Origin of the sequence: Streptomyces sp. NPDC097640 (assembly GCF_040302705.1) — a bacterium.
Classification (GTDB): domain Bacteria; phylum Actinomycetota; class Actinomycetes; order Streptomycetales; family Streptomycetaceae; genus Streptomyces.
This window is the reverse complement of the sequence record NZ_JBEOSB010000034.1, coordinates 26,083-46,500: the sequence shown is the minus strand read 5'-3', so window position 1 is coordinate 46,500 and position 20,418 is coordinate 26,083. Positions and strand designations below refer to the sequence as shown.

Here is a 20,418-nt window from a genome sequence, read left to right as displayed (position 1 = left end):
TGCCGTCGCTCACCAGCGATACCAGTGCGTCCGGCGCCCGGTCGCCCCGGTGCTGTGGAACAGGAAGCCGAGCAGCCAGACCACCAGAACCGCGAGGGCGATCCACCACAGCGCCTTGACGACGAATCCGATTCCGAACAGGACCACCGCGAGGAGCAGGACCAGAAGGACAGGCATCATCGTTCACACCTCCACGGGTGCGAGTTGCGCTTATGTCCAGATTAGTCCCGCTCCGCCTCCCTAGGCGCTGTCGATGCGTACCGCCAGATCGTTGTTGGTGGTGTAGTACGGACCGGCCTTCGCGGCGCCGTGCGGGGCGTCGACCGGCTGGGCCGGGTAGGTGAAGATCTCCTTCTTGTCCGGGACGTCGTCCAGGATCCGCGCCAGCCGCACCGGGGCCGCGTCCGGGTCCGCCGGGCGCAGCCACAGGTCCCAGGCCTCCTCGCCGCCCGTCCAGCCCTCCGCCAACTCCGCGAGCGGCAGCGCGAAGGAGAACTCCGCGCTCTCCGCGCCGCCCACTATCAGCGGCCCGGTCCACCCCCGGGACGGCTCGCGCCGGCAGCGGGCCTCGGCCACCGCGCCCGCCAGCCACTCGGACGGCCGCTCCACCCGGTACAGCACGCCGCGCACCGCCAGCCGGCCGCCCTCGACCCGCAGCTCCCCCGCCTCGGCGTGCGGGGCGCGCCTCCAGCTGCGCAGCGAGAGGTTGCCGTGCTTGGTCGGGTACGGGATGCGGACGGACAGCGGCGAGGTGCTGGGGCCGGGCCTGCGGTCGACCAGCGAGCGCAGGTCGTTCAGGCCCGGGGCGAGCCGCTGCGGCTCGGCCTCGCCGTGGGCCACATGGATGTCCCAGCGCCCCTCGGGCAGGGACACCGTGCTCGGCAGCGCGGCCTGGAGCCTGCCGTCCTCGGCGGGCGCGAGCGGCAGCCGCACCTCGCTCCCGGAGCCGGGGTCCGCGCCCCGGCGCACCAGGACCAGCGCATCGGCCGCCCCGGCCCCGTCGGGGCCGCCCCCGGGCCCGGAACGAACCCAGTCGGAGACATGGAAGGTGAGCCCGCCGGCGGAGTCCGCCATGCAGTCGGCGCGCGGCGGAGCGAACCCGTCGGCCGTGTCGAGATCCTCGTTCATGCTGCGCCCTTTTCATTCGCCCCGCTGCGCCAGCAGCTGATGTCACTGTCGCCTGCGCGGCGCAGAGGTGCGGCTATAGACGTCGTCTGCGGCCCGGCTGCCGCGCATGCGTCGCTCATGCGGTACGCGCCTTTCCCAGCATCGAGCGGCCCGCGTCCTTCGTCGCGAAGACCCCGCTGAGGAGGGCGCCGCGGGCGCGGTGCAGGGTGCCGCGCAGGCTGCCGCGCGCCACGAGGTCGGTGAAGAGCGACTCGTACCGCCCGGCCACGCGGGACGGGTCGAAGCGGGCGGAGCCCTCCAGCGCGGCCCGGCCCATGCGCTGCCGCAGTTCGTCGTCGTTGATGAGCTCCAGCAGGGCCGCGGCGATGGAGTCGACGTCCCCGGTGGGGACCAGGCGGCCGTCCACGCCGTTGTCGATGATCTCGGCGGGCCCGTGCGGGCAGTCGGTGGAGACCACGGGGAGACCGCAGCGCATCGCCTCGACGATGGTCATCCCGAACGACTCCATGCTGGAGGTCACGGCCGCGATCGAGCCCTTGGCCCACTCCGGGTCCAGGGGGTTGGCGGGGCCCATCAGATAGATGTGGTTGTAGAGACCCAGGCGGTCTATCAGGGCGCGCAGCTTGGCGTGCTGGGCGCCGCCGCCGTAGATCCGCAGCCGCCAGTCCGGACGCTCCGCACTGACCTTGGCGAACGCATGTATCAGCAGGTCGTACCGTTTCACCGGGGCGAGCCGGCCGGCCGCGACGACCCACTTGCCGCTGCCGTCGGCGGGCCTCAGGCCCGGCTCGGGCACGCTGTTGGGCACCGCCTCGAGCCGTACGCCCGGCAGCCGCATCTGGTCGCGGTAGGTCTCGGCGTCGGCCCGGGTGACGGTGGTGACCGCGTCGAGCCGGGGGTAGGCGCCGCGCAGCGCCCGCTTCAGCGCGTTGGAGTGGGTGCTCAGGGTCAGGTGCTCCTGACCGACGCGCGCAGGGCCGCGGCGGGCCTCGCGCGCGATGTGCACATTCAGACCGGGGCGGGTGCCGACCACGACATCCGCGTCCAGGTTCCTGAGGTGCTCGGCTATCCGCCGGTCCGTGAGCCGGCTGTACTGCTTGTACCGGCCCTCGCTCTTCGGGAAGACCTGAGCGGGGCGGGCGTGGTCAGGGTCCGCCCCCTCGTAGGTCGGGCTCTTCTTGCGGAGGTCCACAAGATGGCTGATCCGCACGTTCGAGCCGGGGTCGAAGACCGGCATGTCACGGTGGCGGAACACCGAGACGATCTCCACGTCGTGCTGTTCGCCCAGCGTGCGGGCGAGGTTGTACGTGGTGCGGATCGTCCCGCCGATCCCGTAAGCGTTGTGAATCAGGAATGAGATATGCATCCGTCCCGCTATCCAACCGTTTCCCGCCGTTTCCCGCGGACAACCGCACTCGTCCGCCTATCACTGGGTCAGACCGGCGAAACGGTTGCTGGGTTGGGCTCCATCACCGTCTTGTTCTTGAACGTATGTCAAATCGGTAGCGAACGTGCGGAACTTTTACCGTCTTTAGCTCATCAGAGCCTCAAGTGCAGTGACCACGCCGTGGATGGCCCGTTGACTACATGGAGCCGGGAACCGCCCGGCCCACGGACCGATACGAGGAGCCACCCGTGCCGCGCATGCTCGACGTCAGCGATGACGTACGCGCCGAGATCGGAGACGAAGAAGCCGATCGGCTGCTGGCCGGCGAGAACGCCCCGGGCAGCTACGACTGCACCTCCTGCCGCACGCCCGGGAACACCGAGCAGGAGCGCACCAGCACCGTGCTCTTCGTCGGCCAGGAGACGGCGGTGCTCGCGTTCGCGCACGCCACCTGCGTCCCCTCCCAGGTCGTCCCGGTCTCCGAGGAGCAACTGCGCGGCGCCGTGCGGTCCATCACCGCCGAGGACACCGCGCCGCCCGCCCCCGAGCCGCCGGTCGCCGACACCCAGGCGGTGCTCGGCGTCACCAGCGGGGTCGTCCTGGTGGGCGGCGAGGCCCGGCCCGCGCTCGTCGTCGAGCCGACCGAGCCGATCGCCCGCCCCGGCACCGGCGGCCCGGGCGACGACTTCCTCCCCCTCCTGACCGAGCAGGGCTTTCTGCCGGTGTACGACCTCGGCCGGCCCCCGGCGCCGATCCCCGGCTGGTCCGTGCTGCTGGCCGCGGGGCAATTGCACGCCGTGCTGATGCCGGCCGCGGGCGGCCCGCCCGTGGCGTGGTGGCAGGCGCACCAGCCGATGCCGGTGAGCGAGGGCTGGCAGGCCGCCCTCGGCAGGTCCCAGCAGGTGCTGGTGTACGCCGCGCCGGCCGGCACCATCGGCACCCAGCCGCGCGAGGACCAGCTGCGCGTCGCCCTGGACCGGGCCGCCGCGCGCGGCGCCCTGGTCGGCGCCGCCATGCCGCTCGCGGGCACCTGATCCCCATGGCCGCGCCCGCACCCCGCCCCGCCGACCTCGTACACGCGGCCCATTCGCCGCCGATCCCGCATCCGACGGGCGGCCGGGTCGTTGGCACATACGTGCACGCATACGACCCACCCTCCCGATCCCCGTACGACCCGCCCGCCCGGTCAGCCCTTCCCCCGGCCTCCCGCTACCCGTATCCGGTCCAGCACGCCCACATTCCGGCGATGCGCCCGGCGCAGGACACCCTGAGCGACCACCGGCGCCCCTCCGCCACGCCGATCTACGACGCGCTGTACGCGGAGTACCGGATGATGTTCCGGGCCCTGCCCGGCGACCGCTCGGACGAGGAGGATCTGGGGTTCACGGCGTTCAGCGCCATCGGGCAGCCCGCCCAGCCCCGCGGGCTGACCAGCGGAGGCCACGGTCATGCGGGCCACACCGGCCACACGGGCGGCTACTCGGGCCACGGCGGCCACGGCCACACGGGCGGCCACACCGGGGGCTGGGAGCCCATCGGGCGCCACCACCGCACGTATCTGCCCGCGCTCCCGCCCGGACAGCGCGACGGGCGGGGCCACGGATACTGAACCCGTGACCCCGCCCGCGGACGGAAGCTACTTCTTGCGGCCGCGCTTCTCGCGCACCCGCACCGAGATCTGGAGCGGAGTCCCCTCGAAGCCGAACTCCTCGCGCAGCCGGCGCTCGATGAACCGGCGGTAGCCCGCCTCCAGGAAGCCCGAGGCGAACAGCACGAAGCGCGGCGGCTTGGTCCCGGCCTGCGTCCCGAAGAGGATGCGGGGCTGCTTGCCGCCGCGGACCGGGTGCGGGTGGGAGGCGACGATCTCACCGAGGAAGGCGTTGAGCCGCCCGGTCGGCACCCGGGTCTCCCACCCGGCCAGCGCGGCCTCGATCGCCGGGACCAGCTTCTCCATGTGGCGGCCGGTGCGCGCCGAGACATTGACCCGCGGCGCCCACTGGATCTGCGCCAGTTCGGTCTCGATCTCGCGCTCGAGGTAGTAGCGGCGCTCCTCGTCGAGCGTGTCCCACTTGTTGTACGCGACGACGATCGCGCGCCCGGCCTCGACCGCCATCGAGATGATCCGCTGGTCCTGGACGCTGATCGAGTCGCTGGAGTCGATCAGGATGACCGCCAACTCGGCCTTCTCCACGGCGGCGGCGGTGCGCAGCGAGGCGTAGTAGTCCGCGCCCTCCTGGAGGTGTACCCGGCGGCGGATACCGGCGGTGTCCACGAACTTCCAGGTCACCCCGCCGAGTTCGATCAGCTCGTCGACCGGGTCGCGGGTGGTGCCCGCCATCTCGTTGACGACCACGCGCTCCTCGCCCGCCACCTTGTTCAGCAGGGACGACTTGCCGACATTCGGGCGGCCGATGAGGGCGATGCGGCGCGGACCGCCGACGGCGGCGCCGAAGGTCTGGGCCGGAGCCTCGGGCAGCGCCTCCAGCACGGCGTCCAGCATGTCGCCGGTGCCGCGGCCGTGCAGCGCGGAGACCGGGTACGGCTCGCCGAGGCCCAGCGACCACAGCATCGCGGCGTCCGCCTCGGCGCTGGGGCCGTCGACCTTGTTGGCGCACAGCACCACGGGCTTCCCGGCCCGGCGCAGCAGCTTGACGACGGCCTCGTCGGTGTCGGTGGGGCCGACCGTGGCGTCCACCACGAAGACCACCGCGTCGGCGGCCTCGATGGCGAACTCGGCCTGCGCGGCCACGGACGCGTCGATGCCGAGCACGTCCTGCTCCCAGCCGCCGGTGTCGACCACCTTGAAGCGGCGGCCGGACCACTCCGCCTCATAGGTCACCCGGTCGCGGGTGACGCCCGGGCGGTCCTCCACGACCGCCTCCCGGCGGCCGATGACGCGGTTCACCAGAGTCGACTTGCCGACATTCGGGCGGCCGACGACGGCGAGGACCGGCAGCGGGCCATGCCCCGCCGCGGCCAGGTCGCCCTCGACCTGCTCCAGGTCGAACCCTTCTTGCGCGGCGAGCTCCATGAACTCCGCGTACTCGGCGTCGCCAAGCTCACCGTGCTCGTCGCCGCCGGTGTGGATCTGGTCGTTCATGAAGTCATTCCTCGTCGTCCTTCGCTGCTGCTCGCAGCTGCCGCGGGCCCGTACGGCCCGCGGCTGTCACGTCGTTATGGGTGGCCGACGCGGCCGGTGAACCGCCTGGCGTCGGCCAGATGCTCCCCCAGCCGCTTCTGGATGCGCACGGTCGCCTCGTCCAGGGCCGCGCGGGTCCGCCGGCCGCTGCCGTCGCCCGCCTCGAAGGGGTCGCCGAAGACCACGTCGATCCGGCTGCGCAGCGGCGGCAGCCCCGGCACCACCCGGCCGCGCCGCAGCGTGGTGCCCAGCACCGCCACCGGGACGATCGGGGCGCCCGACCGTACGGCGAAGTAGGCGAGCCCGGCGCGCAGCGAGGCGAAGTCCCCCTCGCCTCGCGTGCCCTCCGGGAAGATCCCCAGCACTCCGCCCCGCTCCAGCACGCCCAGCGCGTCCGTGATCGCCGCCCGGTCGGCGCTCGCGCGGTCCACCTTCAGCTGCCCGATCCCGCGCAGGAACGGGTCCAGCGGACCGACGAACGCCTCCTTCTTGACCAGGAAGTGCACCGGCCTCGGCGAGGTGCCGATCAGCATCGGGCCGTCGAGGTTGTGGGAGTGGTTGCCCGCGAGGATCACCGGCCCGTCGGCCGGGATCCGCCAGGCACCCAGCACCCGCGGCTTCCACAGCCCGTACATCAGACCGATGCCGATCCGGCGGCCGACCGCGGCGCCGCTCTCGCTGGGCAGCGTGGCGGAAGCCTTGGCGGCCTTGTCGGGGCTCCGGGTCACGCGGACCGCTTCTCCTCGACCAGGGTGACCACGCACTCGATGACCTGCTCGAGGGTGAGGTCGGTGGTGTCCACCTCGATCGCGTCGTCCGCCTTGGCGAGCGGCGAGGTCTTGCGGCCCGAGTCGGCGGCGTCCCGCTTGGCCAGCGCGGCCTGGGTGGCGGCCAGGCCGGCGGCGTCCTTGCCCTTCAGCTCCCCGCTGCGGCGGGCGGCCCGCGCCTCGGCGGAGGCGGTCAGGAAGACCTTGACGTCGGCGTCGGGCAGCACGGTGGTGCCGATGTCCCGGCCCTCCACCACGATGCCGCGCGGCGCCTCGGCGGCGATGCTCCGCTGAAGCTCGGTGATCCGCGCCCGCACCTCGGGGACCGCGCTGACCGCGCTGACCTTGGAGGTGACCTCCTGGGTGCGGATCGGGCCGGAGACATCCACCCCGTCCACGGTGATGGTGGGGCCGGACGGGTCGGTGCCGGAAACGATGACGGGCTTGGCGCTGGCGTCGGCCACGGCGGTGGCGTCGTCGGCGTCGATCCCGTTGTTCACCATCCACCAGGTGATCGCCCGGTACTGGGCGCCGGTGTCGAGGTAGCCGAGGCCGAGCTTGGCCGCGACGGCCTTGGAGGTGCTGGACTTGCCCGTGCCTGCTGGGCCGTCGATCGCGACAATCACTGCTGCCGGGGCGGTCCGGTCGGCGGTTTCCACGGTGGCAGACACCTTTCTCGTGCACGGGCGGTTGCGCGGGCGCTCCAAGGAGCCCCGCACAAGGTTACTGCCGGATCGACCAGCCCCGGACCTCCCGCACACCGCCACCCTCGCACCGCTCGGCGCCAGAGCGCCTCCCAGGCTTCGGGACGGCCGCGCCGGACTCCGTCCGCCGACCGGTCGGTCGCCGGTCACCGGTCACCGGTCACTGCCGGATCGACCAGCCGCGTTCCCTCAGGGCCGCCGTGAGGCCGGGCGCGGCATGGGGTTCGACGAAGAGCTGGATCAGGCCGGACTGCTGGCCGGTCGCGTGCTCGATCCGGACGTCTTCGATGTTGACCCCGGCCCGGCCCGCGTCGGCGAAGATACGGGCCAGCTCGCCGGGCTGGTCGCCGATGAACACCGCGACGGTCTCGTACGCGGCGGGGGCCGCGCCGTGCTTGCCCGGCACCCGCTCGCGACCCACGTTGCCGCGCCGCAGCACGTCCTCGATGCCCGCCGCGCCGTCGCCCCGCTTGGCCTCGTCGGCCGACTGGAGCGCGCGCAGCGCCCGTACCGTCTCGTCGAGGTCGGCGGCGACCGCAGCGAGGATGTCGGCCACCGGGCCCGGGTTCGCGGAGAGGATGTCGATCCACATCCCGGGGTCGGAGGCGGCGATCCGGGTCACATCGCGGATGCCCTGCCCGCACAGCCGCACCGCCGTCTCGTCCGCGTCCTCCAGCCGCGCCGCGACCATGCTGGAGAGCAGCTGCGGGGTGTGCGAGACCAGGGCCACGGCCCGGTCGTGGGCGTCCGCGTCCATCACCACGGGCACCGCCCGGCACAGCGCGACCAGCTCGAGCGCGAGGTTGAGCACCTCGGTGTCGGTGACGGCGCCGGGGGCACTGGTCGGCGTGAGCACCCAGGGCCGCCCCTCGAAGAGGTCGGCCGTCCCGGCCAGCGGCCCGGAGCGCTCGGCGCCCGCCATGGGGTGCGTGCCGAGGTACCGGGTCAGATCGCAGCCGAGCGCCTCCAGCTCGCGGCGCGGGCCGCCCTTGACGCTGGCGACGTCCAGGAAGCCGCGCGCGACGCCCCGGCGCATCGCCTCGGCGACGGTCCGGGCCACATGCGCGGGCGGTACGGCGACGACCGCCAGGTCGACGGGCCCCTCAGGCTCCTCCGCCGTACCGGCGCCCAGGGCCGCCGCGGTACGGGCCCGGTCCGGATCCTGGTCGCTGAGGTGCACCCGGACGCCGCGGCCCGCCAGGGCGAGCGCCACGGAGGTGCCGATCAGGCCGGTGCCGATGACGAGGGCGGTTCTCACTGGGCGATGTCCTTACGGAGGGCGGCGGCTGCGCCGAGGTAGACATGGGCGATGTCGGCCTTGGCCAGGCCGCTCTCGACATGCGCGAGGACGCGGACCACCCGCGGCATGGCCCCGGCGATGTCCAGCTCCTGGGCACAGATCAGCGGCACGTCGGTGATCCCGAGCTTGCGGGCGGCGACGGCGGGGAAGTCGCTGTGCAGGTCGGGAGTGGCCGTGAACCACACGCTGATCAGGTCGTCCGGCGTCAGGGCGTTGCGCTCCAGGACGGCGGTGAGCAGCGCGGAGACCTGCTCGTGCATGTGCTGTGGCTCGTCCCGCTCCAGCTGGACTGCCCCGCGGACCGCTCGTACCGCCACGTCTGTGCTCCCTTTCCGTACCGCCCCCGGCGTCCCCCGGTCAGCCTAGCGAGGCCGACCGGGCGCGCCGCGGCCGCGACCACCTTGCGGACATCCGCGGTCACCGGGGGACAGGGAGCCAGGGAGCAGGGCCGGCTAGAGGTCGACCTCGCGCATCAGCATGCCGACCTCGGTGTTGGTCAGCCGCCGCAGCCAGCCGGACTTCTGGTCGCCCAGCGCGATCGGGCCGAAGCCCGTGCGCACCAGCTTGTCGACCGGGAAGCCGGCCTCGGCGAGCATGCGCCGCACGATGTGCTTGCGGCCCTCGTGCAGGCTCACCTCGACCAGGTAGTTCTTGCCGGTGTTCTGCACGACCTTGAAGTGGTCGGCGCGGGCGTAGCCGTCCTCCAGCTGGATGCCGTCCTTGAGCCGCCTGCCGAGGTCGCGCGGGAGGGGGCCCTGGATCGCGGCGAGATAGGTCTTGATGACGCCGTAGCGGGGGTGGGTGAGGCGGTGGGCCAGCTCGCCGTGGTTGGTGAGCAGGATGATGCCCTCGGTCTCGGTGTCGAGGCGGCCGACGTGGAAGAGCCGGGTCTCGCGGTTGGTGACGTAGTCGCCCAGGCACTGGCGGCCGTCCGGGTCCTCCATGGTGGAGACCACGCCCGCGGGCTTGTTCAGCGCGAAGAAGAGATACGACTGGGTGGCGACGGTCAGCCCGTCGACCTTGATCTCGTCCTTCTCCGGGTCGACGCGGAGCCCCTGCTCCGTGACGATCTTGCCGTTGACCTCGACCCGGGCCTGGTCGATGAGCTCCTCGCAGGCGCGCCGCGAGCCCATGCCGGCGCGGGCGAGGACCTTCTGGAGCCGCTCGCCCTCCTGCTCGGCCCCGGGGAACGTCTTGGGCAGATTGACCCGCGGCTTGTCGTGCCGGGCGCGGTTGCGCTCCTCGATCTGGGCCTCGTACTCGCGCGGGCGGGCCGGGGCCGCGGGCTTACGGCCGCGGCCGCCGCTCTTCGGGCCGCCCGCCTTGGCGCCGCCGGCCCCGGCGCCGGACGGGCCACCGCTCCCCCGGCCACCGCTCTTCGAGCCGCCGGGCGGGCCGCCGCCCACGTCGTAGCGGCGCTCCTCGGGACGGGGCCGACCCGCGCGCTTCTGCTTGTCGTCGCGCCCGTTGCCCGCGCCCCGGTAGTTCTGCCCGCCGGTGCCCCTGCTGTTCCTGCCGCTGCTTCGCATCAAGATTCCGTCTGAGAGTGGCCGTTGTCGCGGCCGTTGTCGTGGTCGTCGTCCGGGTCCGGGGCGTCCGGATCGAAGGACGGCAGCCCTTCCTGCGACTCGCCCTCGACCGCGTCCGCCTCCGGGAGGAACGGGGCGAGCTCGGGAAGCTCGTCCAGGCCGCGCAGGCCCATCCGCTCCAGGAAGTAGTTCGTCGTCCTGTACAGGATCGCACCTGTTTCCGGTTCCGTTCCCGTCTCCTCCACGAGACCGCGCTGAAGGAGGGTCCGCATCACGCCGTCGCAGTTCACTCCGCGCACGGCCGAGACGCGGGAACGGCTGACCGGCTGACGGTACGCGACCACGGCGAGGGTTTCCAAAGCGGCCTGGGTGAGCCGGGCCTGCTGGCCGTCCAGGACGAAGCGCTCGACGGCCGCGGAGTAGGCGGGGCTGGTGTAGAAGCGCCAGCCGCCCGCGACCAGCCGCAGCTCGAAGCCGCGGCCCTGGACCGTGTACTCGTCGGCCAGCTCGCGCAGCGCGCCCCGGACCGCCCGGCGCGGCCGGTCCAGGATCTTGGCCAGGTGCTCCTCGGTGGCGGGCTCGTCGACGACCATGAGGACGGCCTCCAGGGCCGGCTTGAGGTCGAGCTCGGAGAGGTCCGGGGACCCGGACGGGGCCTCGGCGGTGCGGGATGGCTGCTGCTCGCTCACGTCTCCGCCTCCTTCTCGGGCTGTTTCTCCCCCTGCTGCTCTTCCTGGTCGAACTCGTCGGTGACCAGCGGCTCCCGCCCCTCCGCGCCCGTCCAGCGCACCATGAGCATGCCGAGCGCCTCCTCCTGGTCCAGGTGCACCGCGCGCTCCCGGTAAAGCTCCAGCAGCGCCAGGAACCGCGCGACGACGGTCAGCACGTCGGGCGCGTCCTCGGTCAGCGTCCGGAAGCTCACCTCCCCCAGCTCCCGCAGCCGCGCCACCACGATCTCCGCCTGCTCCCGCACGCTGACCAGCGGGGCGTGGATGTGGTCGACGTACACCTGCGGCTTGGGCTTGGGCTGCATCGCCTTCACGGCCAGCTTCGCGAACCCCTCCGCGCCGATGCTGATGACGACCTCGGGGAGGAGGTCGGCGTGGTGCGGCTCCAGGCCGACGGTGCGGGGGTAGCGGCGGCCCTCGGCGATCAGCCGGTCGTTCAGGATGTCCGCGATCTGTTTGAACGCGCGGTACTGGAGAAGGCGCGCGAAAAGCAGATCGCGGGCCTCAAGCAGGGCCAGATCGGCCTCGTCCTCGACCTCGGCGGCGGGCAGCAGCCGGGCGGCCTTGAGATCGAGGAGGGTCGCGGCGACGACCAGGAACTCGGTGGTCTGGTCGAGGTCCCAGTCCGGTCCCATGGCCCGGATGTGCGCCATGAACTCGTCGGTGACCTTGGAGAGGGCGACCTCGGTGACATCGAGCTTGTGCTTGGAGATCAGCTGGAGCAGCAGATCGAAGGGCCCCTCGAAGTTGGCCAGCCGCACGGTGAACTTGCCCTGCGCGTCGGCGGGGGCCTCGGCGCCACTCCCGGCTTCGGGGGGCTCAGAGGGCTCAGAGGGCCGCACATCGACTGTGTCAGCCGTGTCGGCCGTGTCGACCGGGGCCTCAGGCTCAGGGCCCGGGACGGACTCGGACCCGGCCTCGGGCTCGGGTTCGGGCTCTGGCTCAGCGGGGGCCACCGCCTCGTCGGGCGGGCCCGCGGGGTCGGGGACCTGCTCCCCCGGCTCGGTGCCTGCCGCGCGCGGGCCCGTGCCGGGGCCCCGGCCGAGGGTGCGGCGGGGTGGGCGAGGGGGCGGGGCGGGGGCGGGGTTCTTCGGCATCGCGGTCCAGGGAGCGGGGGGTCGGGCGGCGCGGCCCTACGAGCGGGCAGGCTATCGCCCGACCCCCTCAGCGACCGCGCAGGCGGCGCACCAGGATGCTCGCGTCGCCCCGCGACTCGAGGTCGGCGAGGACGACCGCGACCGCCTCGCGGACGATCCGGCCGCGGTCGACGGCGAGGCCGTGCTCGCCGCGCAGCACCAGCCGGGCGTGCTCGAGGTCCATCAACTCCTCGGCGGAGACATAGACCGTGATCTTCTCGTCGTGGCGCTCGCGGCCGCTGGGGCGGCGGTTGGCCGCGCGGCCGCGGCGGCGGGCGGGGCCCGCCTGGGCCGAAGCGGGCGGTCCTTCCTGCGGCTGACGGCTCTTGGGCCGCTCACCGCCGCCCGCCGGGCGGCGGTCGCCGATGGCGTCCGCACGGGCACCGGCCTCCCGGCCGCTGTGCTCGGCCGCGCCGGACTGCTCCGCGTCCTCCGTCGCCCGCCGCTCTCCCGGGCCGCCCTCGGCCCCGTCAGCGGCCGTGTCGGGGTCGCCGGCCGGGGCGGGCACCCGCGCCTCGCCGCCGTTCTGACGGCGGGAGGACGCGGGGGAGGACGACTGGAGCGCCGTTCCTCCGGTGGTGCGGAACAGTTCGTCGGCTCCCGGCAGACTCACTCGGCGTGACACCGGGCGAGCACCTCCCTGGCGAGCTGACGATATGCGGCGGCACCCACGGAGTTGGACGCGTACGTGGTGATCGGCTCACCCGCGACCGTGGTCTCGGGGAAGCGGACCGTACGGCCGATGACCGTGTGGTAGACGTGGTCGTCGAATGCCTCGACCACGCGGGCCAGGACCTCACGGCTGTGCACGGTGCGCGAGTCGTACATCGTGGCGAGGATGCCGTCCAGTTCGAGCTCGGGGTTGAGCCGCTCCTGGACCTTCTCGATCGTCTCCGTGAGCAACGCCACACCGCGCAGCGCGAAGAACTCGCACTCGAGCGGCACGATCACCTTGTGCGCCGCGGTGAGCGCGTTCACGGTGAGCAGGCCGAGCGAGGGCTGGCAGTCGATGACGATGTAGTCGTAGTCCGCCATCAGCGGCTTGAGGGCGCGCTGGAGGGTGGACTCCCGGGCAACCTCGCTGACCAGCTGCACCTCGGCAGCCGACAAGTCGATATTGCTGGGCAGCAGGTCCATGTTGGGCACGGCCGTCTTGAGCAGCACCTCGTCGGCCGACATGCCCCGCTCCATGAGCAGGTTGTAGACCGTGAGGTCGAGCTCCATCGGGTTGACGCCGAGGCCGACCGACAGGGCGCCCTGCGGGTCGAAGTCGACGAGCAGGACCCGGCGGCCGTATTCGGCGAGCGCCGCGCCGAGGTTGATGGTGGAGGTGGTCTTGCCGACGCCGCCCTTTTGGTTGCACATCGCGATGATCTTCGCGGGGCCGTGGTCGGTCAGCGGTCCGGGGATCGGGAAGTACGGCAGCGGCCGCCCGGTGGGGCCGATGCGCTCGCGTCGCTGGCGGGCCGCGTCGGGCGCGAGCGTGGCCGCGTACTCGGGATCCGGCTCGTACTCGGCGTCCGGGTCGTAGAAGTGCCCGTCGGGGAGGTCGTCGTAGTCGGCGAAGCGGGCGGGACCATTGCCCCCCTGGTCGCCGGCCATGGCGTTCACGTGATGGCCGTCCATACTCTGACTCTGGTGGGCTGTCGTCATGTTCTGGTGCGTGGCGAAGGTGCGGACAGCGACAGAGCCGACAGCCTCGAGCCCCGAGGGGCCCTGGCCCCGCGCAGCCGATCCTGGTTGACCACCCCCGGGAGAAAATGTCGACTCATTCACAAGTCGTCCTACCTCCTTGGTGACCAGGAAATTTCTAGATAGGTCAGCGTGACACCATGCCGACGGTTGGCGACTCTATGGCGTGTCGGCGGTTCGCAGCAACACAATCCACCGGACACGGCACGATGTGTCGGCAATCGAACACCCCGCTGTCAAGGGCGTATGGGGTATGAAGCGAGGATTCCTCGACGGGCAAAGCGTCTGAATAGTTACTTTTAGGGCGAGTTGACCGAGCAGCCCGTCATCCGCGTTACGGGTCGTATCGGACACATCAACGGCCGGACCCCGCCTTACGGCAAGACCCGGCCGGATGCCCGTTATTGACCTGTTGTTGACGGTCGGAGTTGACCGCCGGGCCGGTTTCAGGCGATCAGCGAGCTCAGTTCGACGGCCGACAGGCCGTGCGCCTCGGCGACCGGGCCGTAAACGACCTCGCCCTCATGGACATTGAGCCCCTTGGCCAGCGCCGCGTCCCGGCGCAGCGCGTCCCGCCAGCCCCGATTGGCCAGCTCCACGATGTACGGGAGCGTGGCGTTGGTGAGCGCGTGGGTGGAGGTGTTGGGCACCGCGCCCGGCATGTTGGCCACGCAGTAGAAGACCGAGTCGTGCACCGTGAAGGTCGGCTCCGCGTGCGTGGTCGGCCGGGAGTCCTCGAAGCAGCCGCCCTGATCGATCGCGATGTCGACAAGTACACTTCCGGGCTTCATCCGGGACACCATCTCGTTGGTGACCAGCTTGGGCGCCTTGGCGCCGGGGATGAGCACCGCGCCGACGACCAGGTCGGCGGCGAGCACGGTCTTCTCCAGCTCGTAGGCGTTGGAGGAGATGGTCTGCACCCGGTTGCCGAAGATCTTGTCGGCCTCGCGCAGCTTGTTGATGTCCCTGTCGAGCAGGGTGACGTGGAAGCCCATGCCGAGGGCGATCTGCACCGCGTTCCACCCGGAGACCCCACCGCCGATGACCACGGCGCGCGCCGCGGCCACGCCCGGCACCCCGCCGGGCAGCACCCCGCGCCCGCCGGCCGACCGCATCAGGTGGTACGCGCCGACCTGCGGCGCGATCCGGCCCGCGACCTCGGACATCGGCGCGAGCAGCGGCAACGCGCGGCTCGCGGTCTCGACCGTCTCATAGGCGATGGCGGTGGTGCCGGACTCCAGCAGCGCGTCCGTGCACTCCTTGGAGGCGGCCAGGTGGAGGTAGGTGAAGAGGGTCTGGTCCTTGCGCAGCCGGTGATACTCCTCCGCGACGGGCTCCTTGACCTTGAGCAGCAGGTCGGCGGTGGCCCACACATCGTCCGCCGAGCCGAGGATGCCGGCGCCGGCGGCCGTGTACTCCTCGTCCGCGATGGAGGAGCCGAGGCCGGCCCCCCGCTCCACGAAGACCTCATGGCCGCCGCGGACCAGCTCATGCACACCGGCAGGGGTGATGGCCACACGGAACTCGTTGTTCTTGACCTCGCGGGGAATACCGACCTTCACGTCGATCACGGTCCTTGAATCGTGGGGATATCCGGGCTCTAAGCAGACAAACCGGAATGCGTCCGCATGCCGGAGACGACCGCACCAATCGCGGTACACCCAGTCTAATGAAGGATCCCGCGCTGTCTAGCCTTGCATTGCACCAACCTTTTGCCGATCCGCTGCCGGTTTCTTAGGCCCCTATGCCTCTTCTGCCTCCGTCATCACCCCACTGCCTCCCCGTTGTCGCGCCGCCAGCCGCCGCGCGGCGCGGCGATGTGCCTCCGCCGCGCCCGGATCGCCCAGCCGGTCCAGGGCCTCCGCGGCCCGCAGCGCGCCCTGCGGATTGCCCGCCCGACGGAAGGCGGCCCCGGCCGCCCGCCAGACGCGCAGCGCCTCGCCCCACTGGCCGGTGCGGGAGTGGACCGTGCCCAGCCGCTCGTACAGCCGCGCCTCCCCGATGCGATCGCCCTGGGACAGCCGCAGCTGGAGCGCCCGCCCGTACCAGTCGGCCGCCCGGTGCCAGTCCCCCAGATCCTCGTAGGTGCCGCCGATGGACTCCAGCGAGCGCCCAATGGTGTACGGGTCGCCCGCGTCCCTGGCCGCGTCCAGCGCGTGCTTGTAGCGCACCAGCGACTCCTCCACCCGGCCCGCCCGCGCGTCCAGGTCGCCCAGGTTGAGCAGCGCCGCGGCCCCCTCCGCCGGCAGATCGCGGCGGCGGGCCACATCGAGCAACAGCCGGTGCAGCCCGTACAGCTCCGGGGCGGCCTTCTCGGCGCTCCGATGGGCACCCAGCGCAAGCGTCAGCCCGGCCACCAGCCGGCGCGCCAGCGTGTCGAGCCCACCGTCCTCGACGGCCAGCCGGGCGGCCTCGAGCAGCGCCGGCAGCCGCGACTCCAGCCAGCTCGCCGCGGCCCCCGACGACGTGAACCGCAGCGACCTCGGCATCCCCGCCAGCTTCTTCCGGGCAGGCGAACCCGCCGGCTGGGCCGCCAGCCGGCACGCGTGCAGCTGCCGCACGGTCCGCTCCAGCATCCGGGCCCCGGCCAGCTCCACCTCGGCCCGGCGCTCCTGGGCCCGCAGCGCCGCCCGCAGCATCGGGTCCAGGCAGCCGGGCACCAGATACCGGCGGTCCGGCAGCGGGCGCAGCAGCCCGTGCGCGACAAAGCCCTCCAGCGCGGCCTCGGCGTCCGACACCGAACAGCCGGCCAGCGCGGACGCTATCTGGGCGTCGGCCCACCCGCCCGGCGCGAGCGCCAGCAGCCGCAGCAGCCGGGCGGCGGCCGGCGGCAGCGCCTCGTACGCCAGCCGGAAGGCACGGGCCAGCGGGCGCGCGCCCCGGTCCTGGTCACCGGCGCCCGTCGGCAGCTCCCGCAGCCGGTTCACCACGTCGGCCACGGACGCCTGCGGACGAGCCGCGAGCCAGCCCCCGGCCAGCACCAGCGCGGCGGGCTGGCCGCCGCACTCCTCGACCAGGGACTGCGCGGCCACCGGGTCGCACGTGATGCGGGTGGTCCCGGCGTACTGCGCGAGCAGCCCGATCGCCGCGCTCACATCGAGCCCGCCGAGCGTGCACGGGCGCACATCCGGCACCCCCGTCAGCGGGCCCCGCGACACGGCGACGACCAGGCCGTCCGGCGCGTCCGGCAACAGCGCGTCCACCTGCTCGGCGCCCACGGCGTCATCGAGCAGCAGCAACACGCGCTTCCCCGCCAGCGCGTCGCGCAGCGCCTCGCTGAGCTCGTCCTCGTCCGCCCCGGCCGGGACGGACACCCCGACCACGGCCAGCAGATCGCGGGCGGTCCGCTCGACGGGCACCGGATCGCCACCGGACATGGCCAGCCGCGCGCGCAGCACCCCGTCCGGATAGTCGTCGGCCAGCCGCCGCACCAGCTCCTCGGCCAGCGCGGTACGGCCCGAACCTGGGCGGCCCGCGATCAGCAGCACCCGGCTGCGGGGGGGCTTGCGGCCGGCGAGGGTGTCCAGGCCGGCCCGGTCGATGTCGGCCCGCAGCGACAGCAGTTCGCGCCGCCGCCCCGCGAAGCCGCTCCCCACGGACGCCGCCGCCGCGAACAGCACCGCGCGCGTCGCGCCGCTCCACAACCCGCCCGCCTCGTCCCCCCGCCCGGCGGAAGGCGCCGCGGGCCCGGCCTCGGCCTGCGGCGGCGGACCAGGTCGGCCGTCGACAGGCGGCGGCAGCCGCTTCCCGGGGACCGGCCCCCCATCGGTGTCGACCACCTGCTCCGCCACGGGCCCCACTCCCGTCCACCTGCGCGTACGAGCCCGCCGCGGGTGCGGTCGGGATCCCTCCGAGCGTAGTTGACCCGGCGTCATGGCTTCGGCACTCCCGGCCGATGGGGTGGGTCGAAAATCACCTGATCGGATGCGCGGATGTTCGGATTGCGGTGGTCTTCCCCTCCCCGCCCCTTCCCGCTTCCACGGGGCTCCGCCCCCTGCCCCCGCCACCCCCGGGTGGCCCCGGCCGAGGAGGCTTTCCCCTACCCGCCCCTTCCCGTTTCCATGGGGCTCCGCCCCCTGACCCCCGGCTTGCGGCGCCGCTGACGGGCTGGTGATGAGGGCCGCGGGCGGATCGGAGCCGACACCGGCGGCGGGGCATCGGGCGGAGGGCCGCCGACGAGACGTGAGGGGGTGGGGGTGCAGGGGTGGTGCCCTGGACGCTTACGCATATTTGTGGCGCCAAGTTCCGGGCAAGGCCGCGCTTCCGGGCACCGGCGCCGTAAATATGCGGTCCAGGGTGACAGCCCCGGAGGCCCCGCCCCCGGCACCACCCCCGCACCCCACGCGCACCACCGGACCGGCGCGGTCCAAGGGTGACAGCCCCGGAGCCCCCGCCCCCGGCACCACCCACGAACAGCAGGCGCACCACCCACGAACAGCAGCAGGCGCAGCAGGCCCTCAGGCCTCGAAAGGCCGCGCCGGCCAGGGGGCGTCCGCCGGGCGCAGGGACTCGAAGCCCGCGCCGGACCGCGCGGCGTGGGCCGCCAGAACGCCGGCCGCCAGGCACGTGTTGTGCAGCTCCCCCGCCAGGATGCCCGCGATCAGCTCGTCGAGAGGGACTCGGGCCCGCTCCATGTCCGCCTCCTCGTGGTCCCCCTCGTACCGCTCGCCCTCCGCCTCCGAGATCCCCCGGGCCAGAAAGATCCGCACGGCCTCGTCGGAGCCGCCCGGCGACGTGTAGACGTCGGTGAGCACCCGCCAGTCCTCGGCCTTGACGTGCGCCTCCTCGTACAGCTCGCGCTGCGCGGCGTGCAGCGGATTCTCCCCGGGGATGTCCAGGAGACCGGCCGGGATCTCCCACAGCCGCTGCCGCACCGGATGGCGGTACTGCCGCACCACGATGACGCGGCCCTCCTCGTCGAGTGCGACGATGGCCACCGAACCGGGGTGGACCTGGTAGTCGCGGGACGTCCTGGAGCCGTCGGGCATGACGACCTCGTCGGTGCGCACGCTGGTCTTGTTGCCCGTGAACGGCGTCACGGTGGCGGTGACCCGCCACTCCTCGGGGGTGTCCTGGATGCGCATGCTCGACTCAGCGTCCTCTCGTCGACGAACGGCCCGGGAACGAGGGGCCCGGGCGGGGCGGCACAAGCCGCTCCCGCCCAGGTCAACCGTATCCCTCGGTATCCCTCAGCCCTCCGCGCCCTGCGCGGCAACCGCATCCGCCTGCCGCGCCACAGCCGCCTTCACCAGCCCCGCGAAGAGCGGGTGCGGCCGGGTGGGCCGGGAGCGCAGCTCCGGGTGGGCCTGGGTGCCGACCAGGTACGGGTGCACCTCGCGCGCGTACTCGACGTACTCGACCAGCTTGTTGTCGGGCGAGGTGCCGGAGAAGACCAGTCCGGCCTTCTTCTCCAGCTCTCCGCGGTAGGAGTTGTTCACCTCGTACCGGTGGCGGTGGCGCTCCTCGACGTACGGCTGGTCGCCGTACACCTCGCGGACGATCGAGCCCTCGGCGAGCTTGGCCGGGTACATGCCCAGCCGCATGGTGCCGCCCATGTCGCCCTCGCCCGCGACGATGTCGAGCTGCTCGGCCATGGTGGAGATCACCGGGTCGCTGGTGGCGGGCTCGAACTCGGTGGAGTTGGCGCCCTCGATGCCCGCCAGGTTCCGCGCGGACTCGATGACGATGCACTGGAGACCGAGACACAGGCCCAGCAGCGGGATCTTGTTCTCGCGGGCGAAGGTGATCGCGCCGACCTTGCCGTTCACCCCGCGGTCGCCGAAGCCGCCGGGGACGCAGATCGCGTCGACGTCGCCGAGCTGCTGCCGGGCGCCGGCGGCCGTGCGGCAGTCGTCGGAGGTCACCCACTTGATCTTGACGCGGGCCTTGTTGGCGAAGCCGCCCGCGCGCAGCGCCTCGGTCACCGACAGATAGGCGTCGGGCAGGTCGATGTACTTGCCGACCAGGGCGATGGTGACCTCGTGGTCGGGCTGGTGGACCCGCTTGAGCAGGTCGTCCCACTGGGTCCACTCGACGTCGCGGAAGGGCAGGTCGAGGCGGCGCACGACATAGGCGTCCAGGCCCTCGGAGTGAAGCACCTTGGGGATGTCGTAGATCGACTTGGCGTCGATCGCGGCGACCACGGCCGCCTCGTCGACGTCGCACATCAGCGAGATCTTGCGCTTGATGGAGGTCGGGACCTCACGGTCGGCGCGCAGCACGATCGCGTCGGGCTGGATACCGATGTTGCGGAGCGCGGCGACCGAGTGCTGGGTGGGCTTGGTCTTGAGCTCGCCGGAGGGGCCGATGTACGGCAGCAGGGAGATGTGCACCACGAAGACGTTGTCCCGGCCGACCTCGTGGCGGACCTGGCGGACCGCCTCCAGGAACGGCAGCGACTCGATGTCGCCGACGGTGCCGCCGACCTCGGTGATCACGACGTCCACGTCGTCGGTCGCCATCCGCCGGATGCGGTGCTTGATCTCGTTGGTGATGTGCGGGATGACCTGCACGGTGTCGCCGAGGTACTCGCCGCGCCGCTCCTTGGCGATCACGGTGGAGTAGACCTGGCCGGTGGTGACGTTGGCCGAGCCGTCGAGGTCGACGTCGAGGAACCGCTCGTAGTGGCCGATGTCCAGGTCGGTCTCTGCGCCGTCGTTGGTGACGAACACCTCACCGTGCTGGAACGGGTTCATGGTGCCGGGGTCGACGTTGAGGTACGGGTCCAGCTTCTGCATGGTCACGCGGAGGCCGCGCGCCTTGAGCAGGGCACCGAGGCTGGAGGCGGTCAGGCCCTTGCCGAGTGAGGAAGCGACACCCCCGGTGACGAAGATGTGCTTGGTCGTCGTGGGCTTAGCGGCAATGGCCAAGAGGGGGCTCCCGTGGTCGCGAGGTGAGGGGCGAGGTCC

General features: G+C 72.6%; 19 protein-coding genes. 2 read left to right on the top strand and 17 right to left on the bottom strand.

The features are described from left to right. Nucleotides 1–9: 9 nt before the first annotated feature. From ABTY62_RS39135 to ABTY62_RS39125, 3 genes are all read right to left on the bottom strand, one after another. Nucleotides 10–180, bottom strand: a complete 171-nt coding sequence (locus ABTY62_RS39135) for a hydrophobic protein (protein ID WP_352134131.1) — start codon at nt 178–180, stop codon at nt 10–12. Nucleotides 181–240: 60 nt separating this feature from the next. Next, complete coding sequence (locus ABTY62_RS39130) at nt 241–1,128, bottom strand: hypothetical protein (RefSeq protein ID WP_352134130.1); 888 nt, start codon at nt 1,126–1,128, stop codon at nt 241–243. A gap of 115 nt (nt 1,129–1,243) precedes the next feature. After that, nucleotides 1,244–2,494 carry a glycosyltransferase family 4 protein gene (locus ABTY62_RS39125; protein WP_352134129.1) on the bottom strand — a complete coding sequence of 417 codons (1,251 nt, stop codon included), beginning with the start codon at nt 2,492–2,494 and terminating at the stop codon, nt 1,244–1,246. Between the two features lie 269 nt (nt 2,495–2,763). Here ABTY62_RS39125 and ABTY62_RS39120 point away from each other — a divergent pair, with 269 nt between their 5' ends. Together ABTY62_RS39120 and ABTY62_RS39115 are read left to right on the top strand one after the other, a co-directional pair. Further along, nucleotides 2,764–3,549: a DUF8842 C-terminal domain-containing protein gene (locus ABTY62_RS39120; RefSeq protein WP_311725073.1), complete on the top strand. Its 786-nt coding sequence runs from the start codon at nt 2,764–2,766 to the stop codon at nt 3,547–3,549. A 212-nt stretch (nt 3,550–3,761) separates the two neighbouring features. Continuing rightward, entirely contained in the window at nt 3,762–4,124 is a 363-nt protein-coding gene (locus ABTY62_RS39115; protein ID WP_311725072.1) for a hypothetical protein, read from the top strand. A gap of 27 nt (nt 4,125–4,151) precedes the next feature. Here ABTY62_RS39115 and der read toward each other — a convergent pair whose 3' ends face one another. The 14 genes from der to pyrG all read right to left on the bottom strand — a co-directional run bounded on the left by der (nt 4,152) and on the right by pyrG (nt 20,379). Continuing rightward, the gene (gene der, locus ABTY62_RS39110; protein WP_352134128.1) at nt 4,152–5,615 is read right to left on the bottom strand and encodes a ribosome biogenesis GTPase Der; all 1,464 of its coding nucleotides are present in this window, start codon (nt 5,613–5,615) and stop codon (nt 4,152–4,154) included. 74 nt (nt 5,616–5,689) lie between these two features. Continuing rightward, complete coding sequence (locus ABTY62_RS39105) at nt 5,690–6,418, bottom strand: lysophospholipid acyltransferase family protein (RefSeq protein ID WP_502997608.1); 729 nt, start codon at nt 6,416–6,418, stop codon at nt 5,690–5,692. Next, entirely contained in the window at nt 6,379–7,092 is a 714-nt protein-coding gene (gene cmk, locus ABTY62_RS39100) for a (d)CMP kinase (protein ID WP_311725070.1), read from the bottom strand. The genes ABTY62_RS39105 and cmk overlap by 40 nt, the downstream gene beginning before the upstream one ends. Before the next feature lie 193 nt (nt 7,093–7,285). Continuing rightward, a complete protein-coding gene (locus ABTY62_RS39095; protein WP_352134127.1) occupies nt 7,286–8,383 on the bottom strand; it encodes a prephenate dehydrogenase in 1,098 nt (365 codons plus the stop codon). Next, nucleotides 8,380–8,742, bottom strand: coding sequence for a chorismate mutase (gene aroH / locus ABTY62_RS39090; protein WP_352134126.1), 363 nt, complete (start codon nt 8,740–8,742; stop codon nt 8,380–8,382). The genes ABTY62_RS39095 and aroH overlap by 4 nt, the downstream gene beginning before the upstream one ends. A gap of 135 nt (nt 8,743–8,877) precedes the next feature. After that, the gene (locus ABTY62_RS39085; protein ID WP_352134125.1) at nt 8,878–9,954 is read right to left on the bottom strand and encodes a pseudouridine synthase; all 1,077 of its coding nucleotides are present in this window, start codon (nt 9,952–9,954) and stop codon (nt 8,878–8,880) included. Then, the gene (gene scpB / locus ABTY62_RS39080; RefSeq protein ID WP_352134124.1) at nt 9,954–10,643 is read right to left on the bottom strand and encodes an SMC-Scp complex subunit ScpB; all 690 of its coding nucleotides are present in this window, start codon (nt 10,641–10,643) and stop codon (nt 9,954–9,956) included. Before scpB ends, ABTY62_RS39085 begins: the two co-directional genes overlap by 1 nt. Beyond that, nucleotides 10,640–11,779 (bottom strand): segregation and condensation protein A, encoded by a 1,140-nt coding sequence (locus ABTY62_RS39075; protein ID WP_352134123.1) that lies wholly within the window; start codon nt 11,777–11,779, stop codon nt 10,640–10,642. Before ABTY62_RS39075 ends, scpB begins: the two co-directional genes overlap by 4 nt. Before the next feature lie 67 nt (nt 11,780–11,846). After that, nucleotides 11,847–12,443 (bottom strand): hypothetical protein, encoded by a 597-nt coding sequence (locus ABTY62_RS39070; RefSeq protein ID WP_352134122.1) that lies wholly within the window; start codon nt 12,441–12,443, stop codon nt 11,847–11,849. Then, entirely contained in the window at nt 12,428–13,444 is a 1,017-nt protein-coding gene (locus tag ABTY62_RS39065; RefSeq protein ID WP_502997607.1) for a ParA family protein, read from the bottom strand. The genes ABTY62_RS39070 and ABTY62_RS39065 overlap by 16 nt, the downstream gene beginning before the upstream one ends. A 512-nt stretch (nt 13,445–13,956) precedes the next feature. Continuing rightward, complete coding sequence (ald, locus tag ABTY62_RS39060) at nt 13,957–15,072, bottom strand: alanine dehydrogenase (RefSeq protein ID WP_352134120.1); 1,116 nt, start codon at nt 15,070–15,072, stop codon at nt 13,957–13,959. Nucleotides 15,073–15,252: 180 nt separating this feature from the next. Next, entirely contained in the window at nt 15,253–17,301 is a 2,049-nt protein-coding gene (locus tag ABTY62_RS39055; protein ID WP_352134119.1) for a tetratricopeptide repeat protein, read from the bottom strand. 666 nt (nt 17,302–17,967) lie between these two features. Next, complete coding sequence (locus ABTY62_RS39050; protein ID WP_352134118.1) at nt 17,968–18,594, bottom strand: NUDIX domain-containing protein; 627 nt, start codon at nt 18,592–18,594, stop codon at nt 17,968–17,970. 105 nt (nt 18,595–18,699) lie between these two features. Beyond that, complete coding sequence (pyrG, locus tag ABTY62_RS39045; RefSeq protein ID WP_352134117.1) at nt 18,700–20,379, bottom strand: CTP synthase; 1,680 nt, start codon at nt 20,377–20,379, stop codon at nt 18,700–18,702. Between the last annotated feature and the right edge of the window lie 39 nt (nt 20,380–20,418).

Bases quoted from the DNA above. Each gene is read 5' to 3' on its own strand.
- ABTY62_RS39135 (WP_352134131.1), bottom strand. From the start codon at position 180: ATGATGCCTGTCCTTCTGGTCCTGCTCCTCGCGGTGGTCCTGTTCGGA.
- ABTY62_RS39130 (WP_352134130.1), bottom strand. From the start codon at position 1,128: ATGAACGAGGATCTCGACACGGCCGACGGGTTCGCTCCGCCGCGCGCC.
- ABTY62_RS39125 (WP_352134129.1), bottom strand. From the start codon at position 2,494: ATGCATATCTCATTCCTGATTCACAACGCTTACGGGATCGGCGGGACG.
- ABTY62_RS39115 (WP_311725072.1), top strand. From the start codon at position 3,762: ATGCGCCCGGCGCAGGACACCCTGAGCGACCACCGGCGCCCCTCCGCC.
- der (WP_352134128.1), bottom strand. From the start codon at position 5,615: ATGAACGACCAGATCCACACCGGCGGCGACGAGCACGGTGAGCTTGGC.
- ABTY62_RS39085 (WP_352134125.1), bottom strand. From the start codon at position 9,954: ATGCGAAGCAGCGGCAGGAACAGCAGGGGCACCGGCGGGCAGAACTAC.
- ABTY62_RS39075 (WP_352134123.1), bottom strand. From the start codon at position 11,779: ATGCCGAAGAACCCCGCCCCCGCCCCGCCCCCTCGCCCACCCCGCCGC.
- ABTY62_RS39065 (WP_502997607.1), bottom strand. From the start codon at position 13,444: ATGGACGGCCATCACGTGAACGCCATGGCCGGCGACCAGGGGGGCAAT.
- ABTY62_RS39050 (WP_352134118.1), bottom strand. From the start codon at position 18,594: ATGCGCATCCAGGACACCCCCGAGGAGTGGCGGGTCACCGCCACCGTG.